17 protein-coding genes are annotated in these 19,579 nt (G+C 70.7%); 9 read left to right on the forward strand and 8 right to left on the reverse strand.

Going from position 1 to position 19,579, the window contains the following annotated elements; translation table 11 throughout:
• The first annotated feature begins 80 nt into the window (after nucleotides 1–80).
• The 6 genes from FKV25_RS00080 to FKV25_RS00105 all read left to right on the forward strand — a co-directional run bounded on the left by FKV25_RS00080 (nucleotide 81) and on the right by FKV25_RS00105 (nucleotide 4,900).
• Nucleotides 81–668: a malonic semialdehyde reductase gene (locus tag FKV25_RS00080; RefSeq protein WP_141516751.1), complete on the forward strand. Its 588-nt coding sequence runs from the start codon at nucleotides 81–83 to the stop codon at nucleotides 666–668.
• A 35-nt stretch (nucleotides 669–703) separates the two neighbouring features.
• Nucleotides 704–1,300, forward strand: a complete 597-nt coding sequence (locus FKV25_RS00085; protein ID WP_141516752.1) for a YceI family protein — start codon at nucleotides 704–706, stop codon at nucleotides 1,298–1,300.
• Nucleotides 1,301–1,319: 19 nt separating this feature from the next.
• Nucleotides 1,320–2,033, forward strand: coding sequence for a pirin family protein (locus tag FKV25_RS00090; RefSeq protein ID WP_141516753.1), 714 nt, complete (start codon nucleotides 1,320–1,322; stop codon nucleotides 2,031–2,033).
• 80 nt (nucleotides 2,034–2,113) lie between these two features.
• Complete coding sequence (locus FKV25_RS00095) at nucleotides 2,114–2,314, forward strand: zinc-finger domain-containing protein (RefSeq protein WP_141516754.1); 201 nt, start codon at nucleotides 2,114–2,116, stop codon at nucleotides 2,312–2,314.
• 140 nt (nucleotides 2,315–2,454) lie between these two features.
• The gene (locus FKV25_RS00100; protein WP_141516755.1) at nucleotides 2,455–3,570 is read left to right on the forward strand and encodes a glycosyltransferase; all 1,116 of its coding nucleotides are present in this window, start codon (nucleotides 2,455–2,457) and stop codon (nucleotides 3,568–3,570) included.
• A complete protein-coding gene (locus tag FKV25_RS00105; RefSeq protein ID WP_141516756.1) occupies nucleotides 3,551–4,900 on the forward strand; it encodes an O-antigen ligase family protein in 1,350 nt (449 codons plus the stop codon). Before FKV25_RS00100 ends, FKV25_RS00105 begins: the two co-directional genes overlap by 20 nt.
• Before the next feature lie 30 nt (nucleotides 4,901–4,930).
• On the opposite strand, the gene lpxL is transcribed toward FKV25_RS00105, so the two are convergent.
• Nucleotides 4,931–5,842 carry an LpxL/LpxP family Kdo(2)-lipid IV(A) lauroyl/palmitoleoyl acyltransferase gene (lpxL, locus tag FKV25_RS00110; RefSeq protein ID WP_141516757.1) on the reverse strand — a complete coding sequence of 304 codons (912 nt, stop codon included), beginning with the start codon at nucleotides 5,840–5,842 and terminating at the stop codon, nucleotides 4,931–4,933.
• 70 nt (nucleotides 5,843–5,912) lie between these two features.
• Between lpxL and waaA the strand changes: the two genes are divergently transcribed.
• Nucleotides 5,913–7,259, forward strand: coding sequence for a lipid IV(A) 3-deoxy-D-manno-octulosonic acid transferase (gene waaA / locus FKV25_RS00115; protein ID WP_141516758.1), 1,347 nt, complete (start codon nucleotides 5,913–5,915; stop codon nucleotides 7,257–7,259).
• A 1,078-nt stretch (nucleotides 7,260–8,337) separates the two neighbouring features.
• On the opposite strand, the gene FKV25_RS00120 is transcribed toward waaA, so the two are convergent.
• The 3 genes from FKV25_RS00120 to FKV25_RS00130 all read right to left on the reverse strand — a co-directional run bounded on the left by FKV25_RS00120 (nucleotide 8,338) and on the right by FKV25_RS00130 (nucleotide 11,233).
• Nucleotides 8,338–9,735 (reverse strand): TolC family outer membrane protein, encoded by a 1,398-nt coding sequence (locus tag FKV25_RS00120; RefSeq protein ID WP_141516759.1) that lies wholly within the window; start codon nucleotides 9,733–9,735, stop codon nucleotides 8,338–8,340.
• Nucleotides 9,736–9,753: 18 nt separating this feature from the next.
• Nucleotides 9,754–10,431 (reverse strand): protein-L-isoaspartate O-methyltransferase family protein, encoded by a 678-nt coding sequence (locus tag FKV25_RS00125; RefSeq protein ID WP_141516760.1) that lies wholly within the window; start codon nucleotides 10,429–10,431, stop codon nucleotides 9,754–9,756.
• Between the two features lie 139 nt (nucleotides 10,432–10,570).
• Entirely contained in the window at nucleotides 10,571–11,233 is a 663-nt protein-coding gene (locus tag FKV25_RS00130) for a TetR/AcrR family transcriptional regulator (RefSeq protein WP_141516761.1), read from the reverse strand.
• A 148-nt stretch (nucleotides 11,234–11,381) separates the two neighbouring features.
• On the opposite strand from FKV25_RS00130, the gene FKV25_RS00135 reads away from it, so the two are divergent.
• Together FKV25_RS00135 and FKV25_RS00140 are read left to right on the forward strand one after the other, a co-directional pair.
• Nucleotides 11,382–12,485: an efflux RND transporter periplasmic adaptor subunit gene (locus FKV25_RS00135; protein ID WP_141516805.1), complete on the forward strand. Its 1,104-nt coding sequence runs from the start codon at nucleotides 11,382–11,384 to the stop codon at nucleotides 12,483–12,485.
• Between the two features lie 6 nt (nucleotides 12,486–12,491).
• A complete protein-coding gene (locus FKV25_RS00140) occupies nucleotides 12,492–15,650 on the forward strand; it encodes an efflux RND transporter permease subunit (protein WP_141516762.1) in 3,159 nt (1,052 codons plus the stop codon).
• A gap of 42 nt (nucleotides 15,651–15,692) precedes the next feature.
• Here FKV25_RS00140 and FKV25_RS00145 read toward each other — a convergent pair whose 3' ends face one another.
• From FKV25_RS00145 to leuC, 4 genes are all read right to left on the reverse strand, one after another.
• Nucleotides 15,693–16,364: a hypothetical protein gene (locus FKV25_RS00145; RefSeq protein ID WP_141516763.1), complete on the reverse strand. Its 672-nt coding sequence runs from the start codon at nucleotides 16,362–16,364 to the stop codon at nucleotides 15,693–15,695.
• A gap of 63 nt (nucleotides 16,365–16,427) precedes the next feature.
• Entirely contained in the window at nucleotides 16,428–17,516 is a 1,089-nt protein-coding gene (leuB, locus tag FKV25_RS00150; RefSeq protein ID WP_141516764.1) for a 3-isopropylmalate dehydrogenase, read from the reverse strand.
• Nucleotides 17,506–18,102 (reverse strand): 3-isopropylmalate dehydratase small subunit, encoded by a 597-nt coding sequence (gene leuD, locus FKV25_RS00155; RefSeq protein WP_141516806.1) that lies wholly within the window; start codon nucleotides 18,100–18,102, stop codon nucleotides 17,506–17,508. The genes leuB and leuD overlap by 11 nt, the downstream gene beginning before the upstream one ends.
• Nucleotides 18,102–19,547, reverse strand: coding sequence for a 3-isopropylmalate dehydratase large subunit (gene leuC / locus FKV25_RS00160; RefSeq protein WP_141516765.1), 1,446 nt, complete (start codon nucleotides 19,545–19,547; stop codon nucleotides 18,102–18,104). Before leuC ends, leuD begins: the two co-directional genes overlap by 1 nt.
• Nucleotides 19,548–19,579: the final 32 nt, after the last annotated feature.

A 19,579-nucleotide genomic window follows, 5' to 3' on the forward strand; every position in this document is an offset into this window, starting at 1 on the left:
CGCGGCGCCTCCATGCGAATCCGTTTGCATCGGATGCCTGATCCGCCGCCCATCGCCGACTTGCCGACATGGAGACCTTGATGTCCAGGACCTTGCCAGACGCTTCGCTCGACCAGCTCTTCCGCACCGCCCGCACCCACAACGAGCTGGGGGGCGAGGTCAGCGACGAGACCCTGCACCAGTTGTACGACCTGGCCAAGTGGGGCCCGACCAGCGCCAACATGAGCCCGATGCGCCTGGTGTTCGTGAAGTCGGAAGAAGCCAAGGCCCGGCTCGCACCGGCGATGGACGAAGGCAACCGTGCCAAGACCCTGGCCGCGCCGGTGACCGTGATCGTCGGCTTCGACCCCGACTTCCACGAGAAGCTGCCGGTGCTGTTCCCGCATACCGATGCCAAGAGCTGGTTCGAGGGGCCGCGCGAAGGCCGCCACGAGGCCGCCTTCCGCAACGGCAGCCTGCAGGGCGCCTATCTGCTGCTTGCCGCCCGCGCCCTGGGGCTGGACACCGGTCCCATGTCCGGCTTCGACAACGCCAAGGTCGACGAGGCCTTCTTCGCCGGCACCCCCATCAAGTCCAACTTCCTGATCAACCTCGGCCACGGCGACACCGGCAAGCTGTTCCCGCGGTCGCCGCGCCTTTCCTTCGACGAAGCCGCGCGCATCGTCTGACCCCTTCGACCGACCCCACCCCTGGAGCCAAGACCATGCTGAAGCGAATCCTGCTGGGCACCGCCCTCTCCGTCGCCAGCGCCGCCGCCTTCGCCGCGCCGGTGAGCTACGACATCGACCCCAACCACACCGACGTGATCGCGTCCTGGAGCCATTTCGGCTTCTCCAACCCGATCGCCCACTTCGGCGACGTGGACGGCACGATCACCTACGACGCCGACAACGTCGGCCAGTCCTCGGTCTCGGTCACCATTCCGTTGAGCGGCCTGGAATCGCACGTGCCGGACTTCAACGACCACCTGCGCAGCGCCGACTTCTTCGATGCGGCGACCTACCCCGAGATCACCTTCAAGAGCACCCGCGTCGAAGCCGCTGGCGACAGCAAGCTGCGCATCTGGGGTGACCTGAGCCTGCACGGCGTCACCCGCGAAGTGCTGCTCGACACCACGATCAACAAGCTGGGCGTGCACCCGCTGGGCAAGCGCGAGGCCGCCGGTTTCGACGCCACCGCGGTGATCAAGCGCAGCGATTTCGGCATCGACAAGTACGCACCCAACGTCAGCGACCAGGTGCAGATCCGCATCACCGTCGAGGCAATGGTGCCCAAGCCCGACGCCGGCGCGACCAAGTAAGGCTCCGGGAACGCCGACCATGATCATCGAACGTCGATCCGGCGACCGGGGCCGCGTGCAGGCCGGCTGGCTGGACAGCCGCCACACCTTCTCGTTCGGCCATTACTACGATCCGGCCTGGATGGGGTTCGGGGCGTTGCGGGTGATCAACGAGGACCGCGTCGCGCCCGGCGCGGGCTTCCCCACCCACGGCCACGCCAACATGGAGATCCTCAGCTACGTGCTCGAGGGGGCCTTGGCGCACAAGGACAGCAGCGGCGGCGGCGGGGTCATCCGTCCGGGGGAGCTGCAGTGGATGGGGGCCGGCCACGGCGTCGAGCACAGCGAATTCAACGCCTCCGACAGCGAGCCGGTGCACTTCCTGCAGATCTGGCTGCAGCCCGACCGCGTCAACGCACCGCCGGCCTATGCGCAGCGCGACGTCGCTGCGGGCGCCAGCGGACGCTGGAACCTGCTGGCCTCGCCCGATGGCGCCGACGGCAGCATCGCCATCCGCCAGGACGCGCGCCTGATGGAGGCCCGCCTTGTGGCGGGCGATGCGATCCAGTACCCGTTCCAGCCGGGTCGGCGCTACTGGCTGCACCTGGCCCGTGGCCAGGCCAGCGCCAGCATCGGCGACGCCGGCCATGCGCTGTCCGCCGGCGACGCGCTCGGCGTCGCGGGCGAGTCCACGCGCCTGGACCTGTCGGCGGACGGCGACGCCACCGCGCTGCTGTTCGACCTGCCGGCCTGAACGCCCGGGCGCGCGGTGCCCCCGCGCGCCCGGACTGCTAGACTGGCGCCCTCCCGCGATACCCGCCAGCGCACGCCGACATGACCGCCGCCCCCAGCACCCACACAACCCAGGCCAACGCCGAGCAGCGTTACAGCGTGACCCGCGCGGACCTGCCGCTGAGCTGCCCGACGCCCACCATGGCCTTGTGGAATTCGCACCCGCGGGTCTACCTGCCGATCGAAGCCGAAGGCGAGGTGCAGTGCCCGTACTGCGGCGCGCACTTCGTCCTGCAGGACTGAGCGACCGCCGGCTTGCCTGCGCCGCGGCCGGGACCTACCGCCAACACGCGGCCAGCGCGCGGCGTCGACCGTTGGCGGTTGCCTCGCCATCCGGGACCGAGCCGGGTCCTCTCCCTCGCCGCCGCATCCTCGAGGCAGGCATGCGCCGGTTGACGGTGGTCCAGGTGTTGCCGGCGCTCGAATCGGGTGGCGTCGAGCGCTCGACGCTGGAGATCGCCCAGGCGCTCGTGCGCGCGGGCCATCGAGCGCTGGTGGTCTCCGCCGGCGGGCGCCTGGTCCCGCGCCTGGAAGAACTGGGCGCGGTGCACGTCCGCATGGACATCGGCCGCAAGTCGCCGCTCACCCTGCTCAGGGCCGGCGCGCTCCGGCGCCTGCTGGTCGCCGAGGGTGCCGACATCGTCCATGCGCGCTCGCGGCTCCCGGCGTGGGTCGCGTGGCGCGCGCTGCGCGGCATCGATGTCGCGCAACGACCGCGTTTCGTCACCACGGTCCATGGGCTGAACTCGCCGTCGCGCTACAGCGCGGTCATGACCCGCGGCGAACGCGTGATCTGCGTGTCGGGCACCGTCCGCGACTATGTCATGCACCACTATCCCGATACCGATCCGACCCGCCTGCGCGTGGTGCCGCGCGGGATCGACCCGGCCGACTTCCCGACCGCGCCGCGGCCGGACCCGGCGGCGCGGGCGTGGGCGGCAGGCCTTCATCCTGCGCTCGCCGGCGAGGGGCCGCTGCTGCTGCTGCCGGGCCGCGGCACGCGCCTGAAGGGTCATGCCGATGCGATCGAGCTGCTGGCCGCTTTGCGCGGGGAGGACCTGGATGCGCGCCTGTGGTTGCCCGGTGCCCGCGAGGCCGGCCGCGAAGCCTATCTCGCCGAACTCGAGGCGAACGCGTCGGGCCTGGGCGTGGGCGACGCCCTTGCGATCACGCCGCCCACCGACGCGGTCGCCCGCGCCTATGCCGCCAGCGACCTGGTGCTGCAGGTCTCGCGCAAGCCCGAGGCCTTCGGGCGCACCGTCATCGAGGCGCTGTCCTGCGGCCGGCCGGTGGTTGGCTGGGCCCACGGCGGCGTCGGCGAGTTGCTGCGGGAACTGCAGCCCGAGGGCGCGGTCGCGCCTTTCGACACCGGTGCCTTGCACGCGACCGCGCGGCGCCTGTTGACCCGGCCCGGCACCGCAACCGTTACGATGTCCGCCCACACCTTGCGCGCCATGCAGGACGCCACGCTTGCCGTCTATGACGAACTCATCGACTGACGCGACCGCCACGACCGCCGCCGAGAAGGTCCCGCCCAGGGCTGGCTGGCGCTGGGCACCGGTCTGGATCCTCGCCTACGTCCTGCTGTGGCCGGCGCCCGGCTACGCCGAGGCGGTCCTGGTACTGGGTGCGGTGGCGGCGCTGGCCAAGCTGGTCGCCTCGCGCTTCCGCGGAGGCACGCAGTTGCTCAGCGGCCAGGCCTGGGCGCTCACCAGCGTGCTCTTCTTCGCGTACTGGTTGCCCGAGCTCGTGTCGTCGTTCGACGCGGTCGACGTGCCGCGTGCGCTGAAGGAGGCTGCCGCCGACCTGCGCTACCTGCCGTTCCTGTGGCTGGCGGCCTCCGCGGTGGCAGATGCGCGAGGGCGCCGCATCACCTTCGGCGGCCTGGCGGTGATCGTGTTCACATGGACGGCCGATGCCCTCGCACAGGCGGCCCTGGGTACCAGTCCGCTGTTCGCCGGGATCGACGCGGTCAAGCATGCGATCAGTGGACGCGGCATGTGCAGCGCGGACGAAGTCGCGGGCGTCGACCGCCTCAGCGGCGTCCTGGGGCCGTGCAACCTCAAGCTGGGACTGGTGCTTGCCAGTCTGTCGCCGTTCGCGCTTTACGCGGCGGGCCGGCGCTTCGGGACCGTGGGCTGGCTCATCGCGTCCGCCGCGATCGGCGTCGTCATCGTGCTGGCAGGCTCGCGTGCCTCGTGGCTGACATATGGCCTCGTGCTCCTGTTGTCGGGCTGGCGCCTGCTGGGCTGGAAGAAGCTGCTGGGCGTCTTCGCGTTCGGCGGCGTGCTGCTCCTGCTGCTGAGCGTGACCTCGCCGCAGGTGGCGGAGCGCGTGCAACGCACCGCGCAGGCCCTGACCGGGGACGAGGCCGGCGTCGACACGGCCCTGTCGGGGCGTGCCCGGATCTGGGGCGCTGCCACCTGCATGGCACGCACGCATCCATTCAACGGCGTGGGCGCGCGGGGTTTCCGGGAGGCCTTCCCGCCCTGCGATCCCAGCCCCGGCGAGGTCGCGGCCTGGGGTGAGGGACCGGCCTTCCATGCCCACCAGATCGTGCTGGAAGTGCTCAGCGAAACCGGCGGCTTCGGGCTGCTGCTCTGGTTGGCGGGCGCGGCGCTGGCCTGGCGTGCCTGGCGTTTCGCCGATGAAGACTCGCGACGCCGCGCGCGACCGGCGATGCTCGCGCTGGCGGTGACGGTGTTCCCGTTCAACACCCACCTGGCCTTCTACTCGACGTTCTGGGGCGGCTTCACCCTGCTGCTGGCGGCGCTGTATGCAGGCAGCCTGCTCGCGCGGGACGGGGAGCCGCCGCGCGCGGCGGCGTGAGCACCGCGTGCCGCGGCCCGTCGCGGGCTCCTAGTAGGGCGGCGCCTCGCCTTCCGGCCGGCGCTTGAACCGACGATGGATCCACAGGTACTGGCTGGGTGCTTCGCGCACCATGTCCTCGATCGCCACGTTGACCTTGGCGGTGTCGGCGACGGGATCTTTCGAGGGTACGCCGTCAAGCGGCGCCCCCAGGCGGAGCACGTAGTCCGCGCCGTCGCGCCGGTGGAAGAACGGCACCACCACGCAGTTGCCCAGGCGCGCGAACTGGTGGGTCGCGGTGATCGTCGCCGCCGGGACGCCGAAGAACGGCACGAAGACGGTGTCCTTGCCGCGCATGTCCTGGTCCGGCGCATACCACAGGATCCCGCCCTGCTTGAGGTGCTTGATCGCCGGCCGCACTTCCTCGTTGGCGAACATCGCCACCGCATAGCGCTGGCGTCCGCGCCTCACCGCCCATTCCATCACCGGGCTGCGGTAGCGGCGGTACATGCCGGCCAGTGGGAGGCGGTCGCACATCAGCCGGCCGCAGATCTCCAGGGTCATGAAATGGCCGGACACCAGCAGCACGCCGCGCCCCCCGGCACGCAAGGCCTCGACCTGCTCCACGCCCTCGATCCGCACGCGACGGCGCATCGGTTCGATCGTGCCCCACCACGCGCGCGCGAACTCCAGGAAGCCGATCCCGAGGTCGCGGAAGCTCTCGCGCACCAGTCGCCGTCGCCCGGCCTCGTCCAGTTCCGGGAAACACAGTGCCACGTTGGTCGCCGCCGCCCGCCGGCGACTCCCGGCCAGGGCAAAGGCGAGCGCGCCCAGCGCGCGACCCAGGCCGCGCTGGAGCGGCCACGGCAGGCGACCGGCCGCCGCCATCAGGCCGACGCCGATCCAGGCCGGCCAGTGGCGCGGGCCCATCGGAGGAAATGGCAGCGGGGTGTCGTCGCGCATCCGGCGATTCTACCGGCCGCGGTCGCACGGCGCCGCCCGCAGGCGGGCGCGGCTTCGTTATCCTTGCGCCATGCGGAGTGATTCCATCGAGCGCCTATTGCGCGGCCTGTATTCGGCCGTCCTCTACCTGTTGGTGCCGATCACCCTGTACCACCTCATCTGGCGTGGCTTCCGCCAGCAGGCCTACTTCCTGCGCTGGCCCGAGCGCTATGCGGCCTACCACGACGCCCCGGCCAGCCAGGCGCAGGGCGCGCGCACGATCTGGCTGCACGCGGTGTCCGTCGGCGAGGTCAATGCCGCCGCGCCGCTGGTCAATGCGCTCAGGCGCGCCCGTCCGGACCTGCGGCTGCTGGTCACCAGCATCACCCCGACCGGGTCCGAGCGCGTCAACGCGCTGTGGGGCGGCGCGATCGACCATGTCTACCTGCCCTACGACCTGCCCGGCGCGGTCGGCCGTTTCCTCGACCACTACCGGCCGAGCGTCGCGCTGATCATGGAAACCGAGCTATGGCCGAACTTGCTGTTCGGCTGCCGCGACCGCGGCGTGCCGGTGTACATCCTCAATGCGCGGCTTTCGGAGCGCTCACTGCGCGGTTACCGCGTGCTGGCGCCACTGGTGGGACGCGCGTTGCGGACCGTGCATACCGTCGCCGCGCAGTCGGTGGCCGATGCCATGCGCTTCGTGCGACTGGGCGCGCGCAGCGAACAGGTCGTGGAGTCGGGCAACCTGAAGTTCGACGTGCCCGTGCCCGAGGGCCTGGATGCCTTCGCCGCCGAATGCCGGCAGTACCGGGGGGGCGCGCCGGCGTGGATCGCCGCCAGTACCCACGAGGACGAGGAAGCGGCAGTCATGGCGATCCATCGTCGCCTGCGCGAGCGGCATCCCGACCTCCTTCTGCTCTGGGCGCCCCGCCATCCCGAGCGCTTCCGCGTGGTGGCCGAACTGGCGCGGATGTCGGGCATGACGGTGTCCACGCGCTCGCGCGCGCGCTGGCCGCAGGCCGGCGACGACGTCTTCGTGGTCGACACCCTGGGCGAGCTCATGAACTTCTATGCCGCGGCCGACGTCGCCTTCGTGGGCGGGAGCCTGCAAGCGGTTGGCGGCCACAACCTGCTCGAGCCCGCGGCGGCGGGTACCGCGATCGTGACCGGGCCGCACCTGCACAACTTCGCCGAGATCTCGCGCCTGTTCGTCCGGGCCGGCGCGATCCGAATCGGCGAGGACGCCGACGCGGTCGGGCGGGAACTGCTCGCGCTACTGGACTCGCCCGCGGAGTGCGAGCGCATGGTCGAGGCCGGCCATGCGCTCATCGAGTCCGGACGCGGCGCGCTCGCCACCACGCTGGCCCTGATCCAGCCGGCGCTACCGCCGGTGCCCGCTGTCGACGGCACGCCGCGCAGCCAGCCCCTGGGCTGAGCGCGGCTGCGGGGCTGCCGGACGGGGTGAGGCTGCTGCGTGGCCGTAGGGTGGGTAGAGCCGAAGGCGAAACCCACCGTCGCGAAGCTGCACGCACGACGCGCGATGGGTTTTGCTTCGCGCTACGCATCCTGCGATGCTCGTCCATCACCTTTCCTCATCACAGCGAACGCTGGAATCCAGACTTTGGCAAGCCTCGGGAGTTCTCCCCGGCCCAGCGCAGGGCGCTGGGCGTTCGGCCAGACCGCGCGGCAGTGCCGCGCAAGCGGTCCGCCTCACCCCAGCGTTCGCTGGGATGACGGCTTGTAGGGGCTGCCGGACGGGGTTTGGCTGCTGCGTCGGCGTAGGGTGGGTAGAGCCGAAGGCGAAACCCACCGTCGCGAAGCTGCACGCACGACGCGCGATGGGTTTTGCTTCGCGCTACCCATCCTACGAAGCTGCGAATGCCTGATCGCCGGCCGCGTAGCCCGGAGAAGTGAAGCGCACTCGGGCGCCCGGCATGAGGGCAAAGTCAAAGGCTTTCGCCCGCTGCGCGTGCGAGTCCCTTTTGTCTTGTCAAAAGGAACCAAAACCGCCGGCTCCATCGGCCGCCGGTTCGGCTTCGCCGTACCGGTTCCCTGTGCGCCTCGGCGCTGGCGGCACGGCGCCCAAACTCGCTGCGCTCAGACAAGGGCGCCTCTTCGGCCGCCACGCTCTGCGGTGCTCGGCGGCCTCAAAGTCGCGAAGGTCAAGGTCAACTGCAAATGCAACTGCAGGACCGTAGGGTGGGTCGAGCCGAAGGCGATACCCACCATGGCTACCGGCTACCGCGCATGATGGGTTTTGCTTCGCGCTACCCATCCTACGAAGCTGCGAACGCCCGATCGCCAGCCGCGTAGCCCGGGCAAGCGAAGCGCACCCGGGGGCCCGGCAGAGTCACGGCTGGATCCCAGCGTTCGCTGGGATGACGTCTTTGCAGGCTACCGTTGCCGGCGATGCGCCATCCTCCCCTCAGCGGGAGAACAACCAAGAAAAAGGCCGGCTTTCGCCGGCCTTTGCTTCCATGGCGTGCGCGGGCGTGGGCCCGGCGCGCGTCGGCTTACAGCTTCACGTCGGCTTCGGCGTTGGCGGTCAACAGGCGGTTGACGTCCATCACGTCCTCGGCATCGAGGGTGCCCGCGGCCTGCTCGAGCAGGAGGCGGCTTTGCAGGTAGTTGTAGCGCGCCTCGGCATACGCGCGCTGCGCCTCGAACAGGGTGCGCTGGTTCTGCAGGACGTCGAGCACGGTGCGGGTACCCACTTCCAGACCGACGTTGGAGGCGTCGTAGGCGCTCTGCGCGGAGACCAGGGCGAGGCGGCGCGCCTCGACCTCGCTGATGCCGGCGACCACGGTCTGGTAGGCGTTGCGTGCGTTGCGCTCGAGCGCGCGGCGCTGCTGCACCAGTTCGTCCTGGACGATGTCCCGGCGGGCCAGGGCCTGGCGGACGCCGGACTGCACGCCGCCGCCGGAGTAGATCGGCACGCTCAGGGTGACCCCGATGCTGCGCGACCGGGCATTGTTCTCGTAGTCGGAGGTCGCCTGCGTGATGTTGTTCGTCGAGCTGCCGTCGTTGTTGGTGTCGCCATAGTTGCCGCCCAGGTACAGGGTCGGCCAGTGCCCGGCGCGGGCCGTGCTGACGTCGGCCTCGGCCGAGGCGAGCTGGTACTCCTTGGCCTGCAGCGCCGGGTTGTTGTCGATGGCGGTCTGCACCCAGTCGTCGGCGCCCAGGGCATTGGGCAGTTCGGGCTGGAAGTCCATCGGCAGGCCCTTGAGGTTGCGTACCGGTTGACCGGTGATCTCGGCCAGCGCCTGGTAGGCGTCCTCGAGCGTGTTACGGCTGAGGATGGTGATGGCGCGGGCACTCTCGTACTGCGCACGGGCTTCGTAGACGTCGGTGATCGGCGCCAGTCCGACCTCCAGGCGCTTGTCGGCGTAGTCGAACTGCTTCTTGGCGGCGTCCTCGGCGGCCTGGGCGGCCGCGAGGGTCTCCAGCTGCACCAGCACCGTGAAGTAGGCAGCCGACGTCCGCGTGATCAGGTTGTCGCCGGCAGACTCCAACTGGTAGTCACTGGCCTCGCTCAGCGCCTTCTGGCTCTTGAGCGTGGTGAAGCGGGCGCGATCGAAGATCATCTGGTCCAGGCGCAGCCCGTACTGGCGGGTGGTCGATTCGCTGCTCGAGTCGCTGGCGCCGCCGGGGATCGGCGTGCCACCGATCACCTGGGTGCCGTCGTTGTCGCTCCTGTTGCGCGTAAGCGAGGCCGAGCCGCCCAGCTGGGGCAGCATCTGCGCACGTGCCTGCACGGCGCCCTCGCGCACGGCCAGCCGGTTGGCCTCGGCGGCGGAGAACTGCGGATCGCCGGCACGTGCCAGCTCGTAGGTCTGCATCAGGTCTTCGGCCGATGCCAGCGAGGGGGCCAGCACGAAGGCGAGGGCGAGAACGAGGGGGCGGCGGATCATGCGGGTTCCTTTTTTCCTTTAGAACTCGAAAGTCGGCACGGGCGCAGCGCCCGCGAGGTAGGGGAGGTCGATCTCGAACAACGATTCGATGCGCGCGGCGTTGACGTCGTTGCAGGCATCGCCCCGCGCCGAGGTCAGGCGGACGGCTTCCATCGCCGGGGAGCGGCCGCGGATGACGAACATGCGGCCGCCGGGCGCGAGCCATTCCATGAAGCGGGCGGGGATGCGGTCGACCGCGCCGGTCACGCAGATGGCGTCGAAGCGACGGCTGTTGTCCCAGGTGAACGCATCGGCGTGGACCACGCTGGCATTGTTGACGCCCTGTTCGACCAGCCGCGCGCGCGCGGCGTCGGCCAGGTCGGCATGACGCTCGATGCTGACGACCTCGCGGGCCAGGCGGCCCAGGCAGGCGGTCAGGAAGCCGCTGCCGGTGCCGATCTCGAGCACGCTCTCGCCCACCTGCACGTCGAGCGACTGCAGGCTGCGCCCCTCGAGCACGGGCTTCATCATGAATTCGCCGTGGGCCAGCGGCAGCGGGACGTCCGAGTACGCCAGCTTGCGGTGCGCCTCGGCCACGAATGCCTCGCGCGGCAGCGTGGACAGCACGTCCAGAATGCGCGGGTCGAGCACGTCCCAGGGCCGAACCTGCTGTTCGACCATCAGTTCACGTGCCTTGGCGTAGTCCATCGTCGTCATGTCGTTCTCGTATCACGCGGTCAGCCCATCATTCTAATCGACCGGCCGGCAAGCGGCGGCGAGGGGCCCGCGAGTGGTCAGGATGGCGGCAACGCGGTAGGTGATTTAGTGCCATAAGTCACCACTACACATGGCCGGTTCAGGGCGCGCGGGGGACCCGCCGCGCGGCGTAGGCGCTGAGGAACATGTCCACCGAGGCCGCCAGGTGGACATGCACGTCGTCCGTGCCGGGCCGGCAGCAGCCGAACACCAGCTGCGCATGCGGTTCGCCCTTGAGCAGGGTGAAGAACTGGGCCGCCGCGCGCGGCACGTCGGGGACGACCAGTTCACCCGCCTCGATGCGGCGCTGCAGGAGTCCGGCGAAATCGCGCTGGACCCGCATCGGCCCGGCTTCCCAGAACAGTCGCGGCAAGGGCGACTCGGCCAACTGCGGCGAGCACAGCATCCGGTGCCCGGCGACCGCTTCCGGACTGGAGATCATCGCGTAGAAAGCCTCGGCGATTTCCAGCAGGCGCTCGCGCAGGGGCATGTCGGGGCGGGCATGGAACAGGGTCGTGGGCAGGCTCTGTTCGCAGTGCGACTTCACCGCCGCGCCGAACAGGCCTTCCTTGTCGCCGAAGTGGCTGTACACCGTCAGCTTGGAGACCCCGGCTTCGGTGGCGATCTGGTCCATGCTGGCGCCGTCGAACCCGTGCTGGGTGAACATGCGCTTGGCGGCCTCCAGGATCGCGGCGCGCTTGGCCGGGTCCTTCGGGCGACCGGGGCCGGCGGGCTTGGTGGGGGATGCGTCGGAACGGCTCATCACACAATACTAGACTATTGGGTTTTATATTTATACAGTACCGGTCAGTTTATTAATCCTCCCCCAAGGACGATCCATGTCTCAGCTGCCTTCACCGGACGCGTTCCGGCCCGGCCCGGCCCTGCGGGCCGCGGCGCTGGCCTCCCTCATGATCGCGGTCGCCGCGTGCGGCGACCGTTCGCCCGACGCCGCGGTCGCCCGACCGGTGCTGGTGGTCCAGCCCAGCGCCCAGGGCGCAGGCGACGACGCCTTCGCGGGCGATGTCCGCGCCCGCGAGGAAAGCCCGCTGGCGTTCCGGGTCGGCGGCAACCTGGTCGAGCGCCGGGTCGATGTCGGCGATCGCGTGGAGCGGGGCCAGGTCCTGGCGATCCTGGACGGCGACGACTACGCGGCCCGTGCCCGTGCCGCGCGCGCGCAGCTTGCCGCCGCAGAGGCCGAACTGTCGCGCGCGCGCGCCGACCAGTCGCGCGTGGCCAAGCTGGGCGAGGACCGCCTGGTGAGCCGTTCGGCGATCGATGCGCAGAACGCCGCCGCGACCGCCGCGCAAGGGCAGGTCACCGCGGCCCGGGCCGAGCTGGACGTCGCCAACAACCAGGCCGCCTACACCCGCCTTGAGGCGCCGGCCGACGGCGTGATCGCGGCGCGCCAGGCCGAGGCCGGGCAGGTCGTCGCGGCGGGCCAGGCCATCTTCACCCTGGCGGCGGACGGCCCGCGCGAGGTCGCGTTCGCGATCCCGGAAGGCGCGATCGAACAGGTCGAGCCGGGCATGGCCGTCGAGGTCAGCCTGTGGTCGGCGCCCGGCAAGCGCTGGCCGGGCACCATCCGCGAAGTCTCGCCGGCCGCCGACCCGGCGTCGCGCACGTATGCGGCGCGTGTCGCCGTCGATGCACCCCCTGGCGCGCTCGAGCTGGGACAGAGCGCGCGCGTGCACATGGATCGCCACACGGGCGACGCCCTGGCCGTGCCCCTCGCGGCCGTGCTCGAGGTCGATGGCGCCACCTCGGTATTCGTCGTCGACCCGTCGGACTCGACGCTGGAGCAACGGGCCGTGCAGGTGGGTCGATACGGCGCCAGCCGGGTTGCGGTCACCTCGGGCCTGGCGCCCGGGGACTGGGTCGTCGCGGCGGGCGGCCACCTGCTGCAGGACGGGCAGGCGGTGTCGCCCGTGGATCGCGACAACCGGCCGGTACGCCTGGGCGCGGGGGGCAAGGATGGCCCGCCGTCCAGCGACGTCCCCGCCGGGGACCGGTGACCGGCCATGGGCTTCAATCTATCCGAATGGGCGCTGCGCCATCGCAGCCTTGTCGTCTACATGATGCTGGTGGTCGCGGTCGCCGGCACCTTCTCGTACCTCAACCTGGGGCGCAGCGAAGACCCCGAGTTCACCTTCAAGGCGATGGTGATCAGGACGATGTGGCCGGGCGCCACCGCCGAGGAAGTCTCGACCCAGGTCACCGAGCGGATCGAGAAGAAGCTGATGGAAACCGGCGAGTACGAGTTCATCCGCTCGTACTCGCGCGCCGGCGAGTCGCAGATCATCTTCATGGCCCGGGACTCCATGCGTTCGAAGGAAATCGAACCGTTGTGGTACCAGGTGCGCAAGAAGGTGGGCGACATCCGCGCCACCCTCCCGGCCGAAGTGGTCGGGCCCTTCTTCAACGATGAATTCGGCGACACCTACGGCAACATCTACGCGCTGACGGGCGAAGGCTTCGACTACGCGGTGCTGAAGGACTATGCCGAGCGCATCCAGCTCGCGCTGCAGGAACTGGACGACGTCGGCAAGATCGAACTGTTCGGCGTGCAGGACGAAAAGGTCTGGATCGAGCTGTCCAACGACAAGCTGGCCACGCTCGGCGTGCCGGCCGCTTCGGTGCAGCAGGCGCTTGAACAGCAGAACGCGATGGTGCCGGCGGGCTTCTTCGAGACCGACAGCAGCCGCGTGCCGCTGCGCGTGGACGGCAAGTTCGAATCCGTCGACGAGATCCGCGCCTTCCCGATCCGCGTCGGCGACCGCACCTTCCGCCTGGGCGACCTCGCCCGGGTCGAGCGCGGCTTCGCCGATCCCGCGGCGCCGCGGATGCGGTACAAGGGCCAGGACGCGATCGGCCTGGGCGTGGCGATGCGCGACGGCGGCAACATCCTCGATCTGGGCAAGACCCTCGACGAGGAGTTCGCGCGCCTGCAGGACACGCTGCCGACCGGCATGGAACTGCACCGCGTCGCCGACCAGCCCGCCGCGGTCGATGCCTCGGTGGGCGAGTTCGTGAAGGTCCTGGCCGAGGCGGTGGTGATCGTGCTGCTGGTGAGCTTCCTGTCGCTCGGCCTTCGCACCGGCCTAGTGGTGGCCCTGTCGATCCCGCTGGTGCTGGCGATGACCTTCGCGGCGATGGCGTTCTTCGGCGTGGGCCTGCACAAGATCTCGCTGGGCGCGCTGGTGCTGGCGCTGGGCCTGCTGGTCGACGACGCGATCATCGCCGTGGAGATGATGGCCATCAAGATGGAGCAGGGGCTGAGCCGCCTGAAGGCCGCGGCCTTCGCGTGGGAGAGCACCGCGTTCCCGATGCTGACCGGTACCCTGATCACCGCCGCCGGCTTCCTGCCGATCGCGACGGCGGCCTCGAGCACCGGCGAGTACACGCGCTCCCTGTTCCAGGTCGTGACCATCGCCCTGGTGGTGTCCTGGATCGCGGCGGTGATGTTCATTCCCTACCTGGGCGACAAGCTGCTGCCCGACCACGGGCATGGCGCCGCGCCGAAGCCCGGCTCGCTGGCCGCGCGCTGGCACGCCCGCCGGCAACGCTGGGCCGACCGCCATCCCGCGCTGGCCGACTACATTGCGCCCGCGCCGCACGACGGCCGCGACCACGATCCCTACGACACGCGCTTCTACGCCCGCTTCCGCCACCTGCTGGGCTGGTGCGTGCGCCGCCGCAAGACCGTCATCCTGATCACCGTCGCGGCGTTCGTCGCGTCCGTCCTGATGTTCCGCTTCGTGCCGCAGCAGTTCTTCCCGGACTCCGTGCGTCCCGAACTGATGGTCGACATGGAGCTCGCCGAGGGCAGCTCGCTGAAGGCCACCGAAGCGCAGGCGCGCAAGCTCGAGGCCATCCTCGCCGAGCGCGAGGACCTGGACAATTACGTGGCCTATGTGGGCACCGGTTCCCCGCGCTTCTACCTGCCGCTGGACCAGCAGCTGCCGGCGGCGAACTTCGCCCAGTTCGTGCTGCTGCCGAAGGACAACGAGGCCCGCGAGGCGGTGCGCGAGTGGTTCATAGCCGACGTGGTGCCCCTGTTCCCCGAACTGCAGTTGCGCATCACGCGTCTGGAGAACGGGCCGCCGGTGGGCTATCCGGTGCAGTTCCGCGTGTCGGGCGAACACATCGACGAGGTGCGTCGCATCGCCGGCGACGTCCGCGCGAGGATCGCGGCCAACCCGCACGTCACCAACGTCAACCTGGACTGGGACGAGCCGGGCAAGGTGGTCAACCTGCGCATCGACCAGGAGCGCGCCCGAGCGATCGGACTGAGCTCGGCGCAGATCGCGCAGTTCCTGGGCAGCGCATTGTCGGGCATGTACGTGAGCACCTACCGCGAAGGCAACGAACTGATCGAGATGCGCCTGCGCGGCACCGACGCCGATCGGCTCGACCTGGAGGGGCTCGGCAGCCTGGCCATCCCGTTGCCGGGCGGCGGCAACGTGCCCATCCGCCAGGTCGCGACCCTGGAATACGGCTTCGAGGACGGGATCATCTGGCACCGCGACCGCCGTCCGACGATGACCGTGCGCGCCGACATCTACGACGGCACCCAGCCGGCGACGGTGATGGCGCAGATCTCGCCCACGCTCGATGGCCTGCGCGAGGCGCTGCCGTACGGCTACTCGATCGACATCGGCGGCAGCGTCGAGGACTCGGCGCGCGGCCAGAACTCGATCATCGCTGGGGTGCCGCTGTTCCTGTTCGTGGTGTTCACCCTGTTGATGCTGCAGCTGCGCAGCTTCTCGCGCAGCGTGATGGTGCTGCTGACCGCGCCGCTCGGCCTGATCGGCGTGACCCTGTTCCTGCTGGTGTTCCGCGTGCCCTTCGGCTTCGTCGCGATGCTGGGCACGATCGCCCTGGCCGGCATGATCATGCGCAACTCGGTGATCCTGGTCGACCAGATCGAGCAGGACCGCGCTGAGGGCCACGAGACCTGGCGCGCCATCGTCGAGGCCACCGTGCGTCGCTTCCGGCCCATCGTGCTGACCGCGCTGGCGGCGATCCTGGCGATGATCCCGCTGTCGCGCAGCGTGTTCTTCGGACCGATGGCGGTCGCGATCATGGGGGGCCTGCTGGTCGCGACGGTCCTGACCCTGTTCTTCCTGCCGGCGCTCTACGCCGCCTGGTTCCGGGTCAAGGTGCCCGCCGACGCCTGACGGGCACGCGCACCGGTCCCGTCGCCTGGCAGCGGGACCGGTTCAGCGCGTGGCGTCGTGGCCCCAGGCGGGAGGAGGGACGTCGACCGGCGTGCCGAGGTCGAACTCGACGCGGAATTCCCGGCCCGGGCGGGTCAGCGCATAGGCGAACATCGTCCCCGGTTCGATCTCCATCGCCCAGGCGTTCGCGTTGGAGACCGCGCGTCCCTCGCGGGTGAACAGTGCCTTCGAGCCCGTGTCGGCCGGGAAGACCTGCCGCCCGGGTGTCCCGGGCTCGAGGGTGTGGCCGCCGTACATCGTCAGCACGTCCTCGCTGCCGTCCTCGTGGCGGTGGTCATGGTGCAGGCGCAGGCCCGTCGCGGTGCGGCCGAGGACCCAGGTGCGCGAACGGTCCGCGCCGACGTGGAAGGGAATGCGCAGCTCGTCCGCGCTGCAGTCGCGCACGTGCATCACCAGGGGCTTGCCGGCGAAAGGGTCGTCGCCCGCGGGCGTGGGCACGTCCACGACGACGCGCCCGGCGAAGGCCTGTCCGCAGAGGGCCGACACGCGCGCGAAGAACGCGTCGGCCGGCGGCGATCCACCCGCGGCGTCGCGCGCTGCATCTCCATCCCGTACCGCAGCCGGCGGCGATCCGGCCGGTGCCTGGCAGGCCGCGAGGCACAGGGCGAGCAGGCCGCCGCCGAGGCGGGGAAGGGTCGTGTGTGCACTGGGCATGGCGGTGTCCGCGGTGGGTCGTCCGTGACCCTACCATCCATGGCGACCGCGGCACCATGGAACTCAGTCGCGCAGCTCGACGGCCACGCAGTCGTGCTGCAGGCGGTCGATCACCGCGATGGTGGCTTCGCGCGTGGAGACCGCCCGGCCCTCCGCCGCGAGGTCGGCGGTGAACACGCCGGCCTCCAGCACCCCGGCGACGGCGTCCTCCACGCAGGCGGCCTCGGCGTCCAGGCCCAGCGAGTGGCGCAGCAGCAGGGCCGCGCTCAGGATCGCCGCATAGGGGTTGGCGATGCCGCGGCCGGCAATGTCGGGCGCCGAACCGTGGATCGGCTCGTACAGCCCCACCCGTCCCTCGCCCAGCGAGGCCGAGGGCAGCAGGCCGAGCGAGCCGGCGAGCATCGAGGCTTCGTCGGTGAGGATGTCGCCGAACATGTTCTCGGTGACGATGACGTCGTACTCGCGGGGCTTGGCGAGCAGGTGCATCGCCATCGAATCGACCAGCTGGTGCTCGAGCTCGACGTCGGGGTATTCCTCGCGCACCACGCGCGTGGTGACCTCGCGCCACAGCCGAGAGGTTTCCAGGACGTTGGCCTTGTCCACCGAGGTCAGCCGGCCGCGGCGTGCGCGGGCCAGCTCGCAGGCGCGGCGGACGACGCGCTCGATCTCGGCGACGGTGTACTCGCACAGGTCGCTGGCACGATCGTCGCTGCGCTCGCGGCGGCCGAAGTACACGCCGCCGGTCAGCTCGCGCACCACCAGCAGGTCGACGCCATTGAGCAGGTGCGGCTTGATCGGCGAGGCGCCGAACGCGGCGGGGTGCGGCGCCACCGGTCGCAGGTTGGCGAACAGGCCCAGCGCGGCGCGGATCGCCAGCAGGCCCTGTTCGGGCCGGACGCTGGCGCGCGGGTCGGACCACTTCGGCCCGCCGACGGCGCCCAGCAGGACCGCGTCCGCGCGGCGCGCAGCCTCCAGCGTGGCGGCGGGCAGGGCCTCGCCGGTGGCGTCGATCGCGGCACCGCCGATCAGGTGTTCGTTGAAATGGAAGGCATGGCCGTAGCGCTTGGCGACCGCGAGCAGGACCTGCACGGCGGCGGCGGTGACTTCGGGACCGATGCCGTCCCCGGGCAGGACGACGATGTCAGCGTGCATGGGCGTGGCCCTCATGGTGCATTGCCTCGTAGCGTTGGATGGCGGGCGCCTGGCGCAGCAGGTAGCCGAGCTGGTCGACCCCTTCCAGCAGGCAGGTGCGGGCGAAGGCGTCCAGGGGGAACTCGACCTGGCTGCCGCCGGGCAGGGTGACGAGGCGGCGCGCCACGTCGATGTGCAGTTCGATCCCGGGGTGCTCGAGCAGTTCGTCGACCACGGCTTCGTCCAGGACCACCGGCAGCAGGCCGTTCTTGAGCGCGTTGCTGCGGAAGATGTCGGCGATCTGTGCGCTGACCACCGCGCGCAGGCCCAGGTCGACCAGCGCCCAGGGCGCATGCTCGCGCGAGGAGCCGCAGCCGAAGTTGCGTCCGGCCACGAGGATCGAGGCACCGGCATTCTCGGGGCGGTTGAAGGGGAAGTCCGGGTCCGGCGAGCCGTCCTCGCGCTGGCGCCAGTCCTGGAAAGCGTGCTGGCCCAGGCCCTGCCGCTCGGTCGTGGTCAGGAAGCGCGCCGGGATGATCTGGTCGGTGTCGATGTTGCGTTCGCGCAGCACGACGGTGCGCGAGCGCAGTTCGGTGAAGGGGCGCATCATGCGGTCTCCAGTTCGGCGGCGGCCGCGATGGCCGGGGACAGGAAGGCGCGTGGGTCGGTGATCTCGCCCGCGACCGCGCTGGCCGCCGCCGTCAACGGCGAGGCGAGCACCGTGCGCGCGCCCTTGCCCTGGCGGCCCTCGAAGTTGCGGTTGCTGGTCGACACGGCGAGCTGGCCAGGGCCGACGATGTCGCCGTTCATGGCGATGCACATCGAGCAACCCGGCTCGCGCCATTCCGCGCCGGCGGCGCGCACGATGGCGTCGATGCCCTCGGCCTCCGCTTCGCGCTTGACCTGTTCCGAGCCGGGCACCACGAGCATGCGCACGCGCGGATGCACCCGGCGACCGTCGAGCACCCGTGCCGCCTCGCGCAGGTCCGACAGGCGCGAATTGGTGCAGCTGCCGATGAAGACGACGTCGACCGCTCGCCCGGCCAGCGTGGCGTCGGCCTCCCAGCCCATGTAGTCGCGTGCCTTCGCGTCGTCGCTGGCGCGGGTGTCGGGCAGCCGGCCCGAGACCGCTGCGACCTGGCCGGGGTGGGTGCCCCAGGTGATCGTCGGCAGGATGTCGGCGGCGTCGACGTGCACCTCGCGGTCGAAGCGCGCGCCCTCGTCGCTGCGCAGGCTGCGCCAGGCCGCGACCGCCTCGTCGAAAGCGGTGCCGCGTGGCGCGCGCGGTGCGTGGCGCAGGTAGTCGAAGGTCGTCTCGTCGGGGGCGACCAGTCCGGCGCGGGCGCCGGCCTCGATGGACATGTTGCAGACCGTCATGCGCTCGTCCATGGACAGGGCGCGGATGGTGCTGCCGCGGTACTCGATCACGTGGCCGGTGCCGCCGTTGACGCCGATCACGCCGATCACGTGCAGGATCAGGTCCTTGGCGGTGACGCCGGGGCGAAGCCTGCCCTCGACGTTGATCGCCAGGGTGCGCGGCTTGCGCTGCAGCAGGCATTGCGTGGCCAGCACGTGCCCGACCTCGCTGGTGCCGATGCCGAAGGCGAGCGCGCCGAAGGCGCCATGGGTGGCGGTGTGGCTGTCGCCGCACACGATCGTCATGCCGGGCCGGGTCAGGCCCAGTTCGGGACCGATGACATGGACGATGCCGCGCGCGGGACTGTCCATGTCGAACAGTTCGATGCCGTGGCGCGCACAGTTCTCGCGCAGGCGCGCGACCTGGGCGCGCGCCTGGTCGGAGGCATACGGGAGCGTGCCGTCGGCGCCGGCCGGCAGGGTCGGCGTGGAGTGGTCCATGGTGCCCTTGGTGAGGTCGGGCCGGCGCGGCGAGAGTGCGCGCGACTCGAGTTCGGAGAAGGCCTGCGGCGAGGTCACCTCGTGGATCAGGTGCAGGTCGATGTAGAGGACGGCGGGCGCCGCCTCGGTTTCGGGGCTGACGAGGTGCGCGTCCCAGAGTTTGTCGAACAGGGTGCGGGGAACTTGTGCGGTCATGTCGGGTGTCCGGCGGCTGGCGCCCGGCGCGG

Origin of the sequence: Marilutibacter aestuarii (assembly GCF_006546775.1) — a bacterium.
GTDB classification, from domain to species: Bacteria; Pseudomonadota; Gammaproteobacteria; order Xanthomonadales; family Xanthomonadaceae; genus Marilutibacter; species Marilutibacter aestuarii.

Excerpts from the sequence above, each read along its gene's own strand:
- leuC (WP_141516765.1), bottom strand. The coding sequence starts at position 19,547 with ATGACCGCACAAGTTCCCCGCACCCTGTTCGACAAACTCTGGGACGCG.
- FKV25_RS00090 (WP_141516753.1), top strand. The coding sequence starts at position 1,320 with ATGATCATCGAACGTCGATCCGGCGACCGGGGCCGCGTGCAGGCCGGC.
- FKV25_RS00095 (WP_141516754.1), top strand. The coding sequence starts at position 2,114 with ATGACCGCCGCCCCCAGCACCCACACAACCCAGGCCAACGCCGAGCAG.
- FKV25_RS00140 (WP_141516762.1), top strand. The coding sequence starts at position 12,492 with ATGGGCTTCAATCTATCCGAATGGGCGCTGCGCCATCGCAGCCTTGTC.
- FKV25_RS00130 (WP_141516761.1), bottom strand. The coding sequence starts at position 11,233 with ATGAGCCGTTCCGACGCATCCCCCACCAAGCCCGCCGGCCCCGGTCGC.
- FKV25_RS00120 (WP_141516759.1), bottom strand. The coding sequence starts at position 9,735 with ATGATCCGCCGCCCCCTCGTTCTCGCCCTCGCCTTCGTGCTGGCCCCC.
- FKV25_RS00125 (WP_141516760.1), bottom strand. The coding sequence starts at position 10,431 with ATGACGACGATGGACTACGCCAAGGCACGTGAACTGATGGTCGAACAG.
- FKV25_RS00085 (WP_141516752.1), top strand. The coding sequence starts at position 704 with ATGCTGAAGCGAATCCTGCTGGGCACCGCCCTCTCCGTCGCCAGCGCC.
- FKV25_RS00100 (WP_141516755.1), top strand. The coding sequence starts at position 2,455 with ATGCGCCGGTTGACGGTGGTCCAGGTGTTGCCGGCGCTCGAATCGGGT.
- waaA (WP_141516758.1), top strand. The coding sequence starts at position 5,913 with ATGCGGAGTGATTCCATCGAGCGCCTATTGCGCGGCCTGTATTCGGCC.
- FKV25_RS00105 (WP_141516756.1), top strand. The coding sequence starts at position 3,551 with ATGACGAACTCATCGACTGACGCGACCGCCACGACCGCCGCCGAGAAG.
- lpxL (WP_141516757.1), bottom strand. The coding sequence starts at position 5,842 with ATGCGCGACGACACCCCGCTGCCATTTCCTCCGATGGGCCCGCGCCAC.
- FKV25_RS00080 (WP_141516751.1), top strand. The coding sequence starts at position 81 with ATGTCCAGGACCTTGCCAGACGCTTCGCTCGACCAGCTCTTCCGCACC.
- leuD (WP_141516806.1), bottom strand. The coding sequence starts at position 18,102 with ATGCGCCCCTTCACCGAACTGCGCTCGCGCACCGTCGTGCTGCGCGAA.
- leuB (WP_141516764.1), bottom strand. The coding sequence starts at position 17,516 with ATGCACGCTGACATCGTCGTCCTGCCCGGGGACGGCATCGGTCCCGAA.
- FKV25_RS00135 (WP_141516805.1), top strand. The coding sequence starts at position 11,382 with ATGATCGCGGTCGCCGCGTGCGGCGACCGTTCGCCCGACGCCGCGGTC.
- FKV25_RS00145 (WP_141516763.1), bottom strand. The coding sequence starts at position 16,364 with ATGCCCAGTGCACACACGACCCTTCCCCGCCTCGGCGGCGGCCTGCTC.